We start from the raw sequence: 4,912 nt of genomic DNA, 5'->3' as shown, positions 1-4,912 counted from the left end.
AAGTACTTTGTTTATATTTTAATTTCGCCTCTGGTTTTTGTTTTATTGGCTTATGTGATTTATCCGATGTACAAAACGTTTACACAAAGTGTACTGTATCAGGAAGGTGCTTTATCTTTTTCCAATTATCTTAATTTTTTTTCGTCTGAAGCCAATTTAGAGTCGTTAACAAATAGTGTGTTTATATCGGTTGTTAGTGTCATTACATGCGCTATTGTCGGTGTAACGATGGCTTTTCTTTTAAACCGATATGAATTTCCGGGGAGGAAAGTTTTATCTGTACTTGTATTGGTTCCAATGGCATTACCGCCTTTAATTGGCGCTATTTCTTTCTATTTTTTATATGGTGAGACGGGTATATTCCCTCGATTTTTTCAGCAGATATTTAACTTGGAGGAAGTCCCATTTTCCTTGGAAGGGATTTGGGGTATTATAGTGGTTCATACTTTTACGATGTATACCTATTTTTATCTGAGTGCGTCTGCAGCGATTGAAGGCTTGGATTTATCATTGGAGGAAGCTGCTACAAGTTTAGGTGCAGGGCGTTTTATTATTTGGCTGAAAATTATTTTACCTATGCTGACACCTGCAATGGTAGCATCTTCGTTACTAGTGTTTATGATTTCAATGGCTTCTTATACGGCACCGTTAATGTTTGGTGTAGAAAGAACTATGACAATGCAGATAGTACTTTCCAGGACTAATGGCAATTTAGATATGTCAGCAACGCAATCGACTGTTCTTTCAATTGTGTCAATCGCCTTTCTAATACTGATGACATGGTATCAAAACCGGAGAAATTATCAGAATCAGAGTAAAGGCACCGGTGTTCACCGGTCGGAGGTTCGCTCGCCAATCGTCAGGTATTTGGCAGTGATTCTGTCCATTATTGGCGTTATTATTTTAATGTTGCCGATCATGGTCATCGTGCTGATTTCGTTCGCCGTTGATGGGGCTTGGACAACACAAATCATACCGGCAGCCTATACACTTCAACACTATGTTGATTTGTTTACAGATGCGGATACATGGGGACCAATTTGGAATAGTATCCAGATGAGCACAGTTGCCGTAATCGGAAACATTATCTTTGGTGTTGCAGCTGCGTATGCAATGGTTCGTTTTAACTTTAAAGGGAAAGCCTTCATGGATATATTGATTATGGTACCTTGGGCCCTTCCAGGTACTGTCGTAGCGGTTAACATGATTTCAGCTTTCAGTGAGCCGAATGTTTTCTCCTTTAATCAAGTATTGGTTGGTACCTTCTGGATTTTACCTTTAGCTTACTTTGTCAGACAGCTGCCACTCGTCTTCCGGAATTCGCAAGCAAGTTTAATACAAATGGATCAGTCAGTTGAAGAAGCGGCACAAAGTCTGGGTGCAACTTGGTGGCATTCGTTCAGGAGAGTTGTTTTTCCGATTATTATGCCGGGAATCTTAGCCGGCACATTATTGGCTTTCGTTCAAGGTCTGACCGAATTTGTAGCTTCAATACTGATTTATACACCTTCCACAATGCCATTGTCTGTGGGTATTTGGAATAAAATGTACTCATTTGAATTTGGAACAGCATGTGCTTATGGGGTACTTCAAACAATCTTGATTGTTATTGTGCTATTAGTCAATGAAAAAATTAAAGGTAATAATGGTACTGCTGCAACCTTTTAGGCATGATATGATGCAAGTCATATAGAAAATACTAAGGAGTGATCAAGATGAGCTCATTACATCGACAAAAAATCTTGGATACGGAAGGTATGGATTTCCCGTCAAAAACCTATAAGGAACTTGTTTTGGAACCTGCGTACAACCAGGCAAAAGTGAACTCCATTCGTCCGATGCTTCAAATTCACTATGCGCATTTAATCATGCTTGTTGAAGAAGGGATTGTGGACAAAGACGAAGCAATCAAAATTGTCAATGCGATTAAAAAGATTGATGTAGAAGAGGTTGAAAATAGAAATTATGATTCTTCCTATGAAGATTTGTTCTTTGAAATTGAGCATTTTTTAATTGGAGAAGCAGGTGACATTGCAGGAAATCTCCATATCGCCCGCAGTCGTAATGATATGGGGATTGCCATTTACAGAATGAATCTGCGGGATAGATTACTTAATCTGGTTGAGGCGACACTTCACTTGCGTAAAAGCCTGATTGAATTGACTGAAGAACATATCGATACAATCATGATCGGATATACGCATACACAACAGGCACAGCCGACCACACTTGGCCATTATCTGAATGCCATGACAGATTTACTTACAAGGGACATAAACCGTCTGATGTCAGCTTATAATACGGTAAACCGGAGCAGTATGGGTGCGGCAGCATTGACAACTTCAGGGTTTTCAATCAACCGAAAGACAGTTCAAAAGTTATTGGGATTTGAGGAGAGGATTGACAACGCTTGGGACGCTGTTGCTGGAGCAGATTATATTGGCGAGACCGCTACATCCGTTCAATTAGCTGCAATTGACTTGGGCCGATCAATGCAAGATTTCCTTTTGTGGGGAACTCAGGAATACGGTGCCTTCAAGCTGTTTGAGCCATACGTTCAAATCAGTTCCATCATGCCACAAAAGCAAAATCCAGTTTCGATTGAACATATGCGTGGCTTGTTATCAAGCGTTTTGGGTGATGCACAAACAGTTTTGACAATGATGCATAATACGCCGTTTGGCGATATTGTCGATACAGAAGATGACATGCAGCCATATATGTGGCATGCAATGGAGAAGCTTGGAAGTATCTATTATTTGTTTTCGAGCGTGCTAATGACTATGGAAGTCAATAAGGAAAAATTGCTCAAACGTGCACAGGAAAGTTTCGCTAATGTCACGGAACTTGCCGATACACTAGTACGGACAAATGATCTTTCCTTCCGAAAAGCACATGAAATCGTTAGCTCTGCTGTGAAGGATTTGGTGGCTAAAAGAAAAGAGTCTTTAGAAGAGTTCCACTTAGACCATTTAAATGCTCATGCTGAAAAAATAACAGGTAATAAATTGAATTTAACGGAAGAAGAATTGAAAAATGCACTGGATCCGGAGCATTTTATCAAAATCCGTTCACTTGAAGGTGGGCCAAGCTCGGAAAGAATGAAAAAGGTAATTGAAGAGCGTGTTCAGCAACAAAGTGATTTAGACAACTGGTTGAAGGAAAAGAGAAATGTATTAGAGTCTGCTAATGGAATGATTGATGAGAGACTTAAAAGAATGATGAGCCATGATAAATAAGGAAAGTTTTTTTCGTTCAGCGGCAGAAATGAATAATAACGATTTTTTGAGAGAAGGTTTTGGCAGCAGTGAGATTGAATCTGTATCTGAAAAATCTACAACAAATGGCCTATTACACAACCAGAAGGAAAAAACACTTCATTCAACGATACAGGGGGTGGGTCGCACGAACTTCCCGCTCCTGGCTATTGATGGCGGTGGAACAAAGACGATTGCTGTCATTACGGATGCAGATGGGAATGTATTAAGTTCCGGAAAATCCGGCACTTCAAACTATCAGGTTGCTGGGTTTAAGGCTACCATTAAAACTCTGAAACACGTGATAAAAAAAGCAATCGGTCAACTAAATGAAACTATTTTTCATCATGATACAGAAATCAATTTTAATGTCGGTGTGTTTGCTTTAGCGGGGATAGATACGCAAAAAGATGAAGCAAATGTGCAGGAAATTGTAAAACAGGTTATTGAGGAAAGCGGCGTCCAAATCAATAGAGTAATAGTAGAGAATGACGCATTATCCGTGTTGCTTGGAGAGACTAATCATTCACCGGGTGTCATACTCATTTCCGGAACGGGTTCGATTGCTTTTGCACATGATGGAATGGGTCATTATGCTCGTGCCGGAGGATGGGGGCATAGACTTGGTGATGAAGGTGGAGGCTACTGGATTGGAAAGGAGGCTATACGTGCCATCTTGAAAATGCTTGATGGCAGGGGCCCTGAGACAGTTTTATCCAATTTGGTGTTAAATCACTTTCAATTCGAAAAATATGAACAACTTTATAACTGGGTATATGGCCCCAATTATACCATTCACGATGTTGGTAAATTATCAACCATTGTTGAAGAGGCGAACCAACTGGGTGATCCAGTCAGTAAAAGTATTTTAGATCGTGCCGTTTCAGAGCTTTATTGCCTAGTATCTGCGGTCGTAAAACGAGCTAATATCTCAGACGAACCATTTAAACTGTTATTTCTAGGCGGTGTTTTGCAAAATAGTGAATATGTTAAAAGGGAATTAATTTATAAAGTTAAAGATGATATGACGGATGTAGATATAATTACCAATCACGATAACCCTATTGATTTAATAGTTCAAAGAGGGCTGAATGGATGAACTATTTAATTTAGATTTTCTCAAACGCAGGACAGAGTCAGAGAAATTGTGGCTCTGCCTTTTTTTTGGTGGGACATTGGGTTGGGACATTGGGTCAGACCCTGCGTCCCGTTCGCATTTTGTTAAAGCGGATATTTCGGATTCAGAACAGGTACAGAATATGGTTAAGGCTGCGGTTGACACATACGGCCGTTTGGACGTCGCAGTCAATAATGCAGCACTGACCCCCGATGATAAACCTGTCGCGGAATTTGATGAGGATTATTGGGACAAGCTCATGTCGATCGATCTTAAGGGTACAGCACTTTGCCTGAAATATGAATTGCAGCAATTGATTAAGCAGGGTGAAGGCGGATCAATCATTAATATTTCATCAGTCAGCGGCTTCCGGCCACAGCCTGATAACGTTGCATACGTAGGGACTGCTGAACAAACAAAAAATCCAATACTGACAAGGAATTTGATCGTATTATGTCGAATATAGGTGCAAGGCCTTTTATAAGAATTCGTTCAAAACCCTTGCACCTGGAGGCAGTTAAACATGTATAAAATGACC

4 protein-coding genes are annotated in these 4,912 nt (G+C 40.1%); all 4 read left to right on the top strand.

Annotated elements, in window-relative coordinates; all coding sequences use genetic code 11:
• A partial coding sequence (locus VK080_RS14155; RefSeq protein ID WP_324225418.1) for an iron ABC transporter permease occupies nucleotides 1-1,668 on the top strand: 1,668 nt, incomplete at its 5' end.
• 47 nt (nucleotides 1,669-1,715) lie between these two features.
• On the top strand, nucleotides 1,716-3,239 hold the full coding sequence (argH, locus tag VK080_RS14150) for an argininosuccinate lyase (protein WP_324225417.1): 1,524 nt from the start codon (nucleotides 1,716-1,718) through the stop codon (nucleotides 3,237-3,239).
• Nucleotides 3,229-4,356, top strand: a complete 1,128-nt coding sequence (locus VK080_RS14145; RefSeq protein ID WP_324225416.1) for an N-acetylglucosamine kinase — start codon at nucleotides 3,229-3,231, stop codon at nucleotides 4,354-4,356. Before argH ends, VK080_RS14145 begins: the two co-directional genes overlap by 11 nt.
• Nucleotides 4,349-4,840: an SDR family NAD(P)-dependent oxidoreductase gene (locus tag VK080_RS14140; RefSeq protein WP_324225415.1), complete on the top strand. Its 492-nt coding sequence runs from the start codon at nucleotides 4,349-4,351 to the stop codon at nucleotides 4,838-4,840. The genes VK080_RS14145 and VK080_RS14140 overlap by 8 nt, the downstream gene beginning before the upstream one ends.
• Nucleotides 4,841-4,912 lie beyond the last annotated feature (72 nt).

The sequence above is a fragment of the Lentibacillus sp. genome (genome assembly GCF_035301925.1).
GTDB lineage: Bacteria > Bacillota > Bacilli > Bacillales > Amphibacillaceae > Lentibacillus.
Note: the sequence above shows the minus strand (reverse complement) of the source record. Positions and strands in the feature narration are given on the sequence as shown.

What these genes read in the sequence shown, in the direction of transcription:
- argH (WP_324225417.1), top strand. Translation starts at nt 1,716, where the DNA reads ATGAGCTCATTACATCGACAAAAAATCTTGGATACGGAAGGTATGGAT.
- VK080_RS14145 (WP_324225416.1), top strand. Translation starts at nt 3,229, where the DNA reads ATGATAAATAAGGAAAGTTTTTTTCGTTCAGCGGCAGAAATGAATAAT.
- VK080_RS14140 (WP_324225415.1), top strand. Translation starts at nt 4,349, where the DNA reads ATGGATGAACTATTTAATTTAGATTTTCTCAAACGCAGGACAGAGTCA.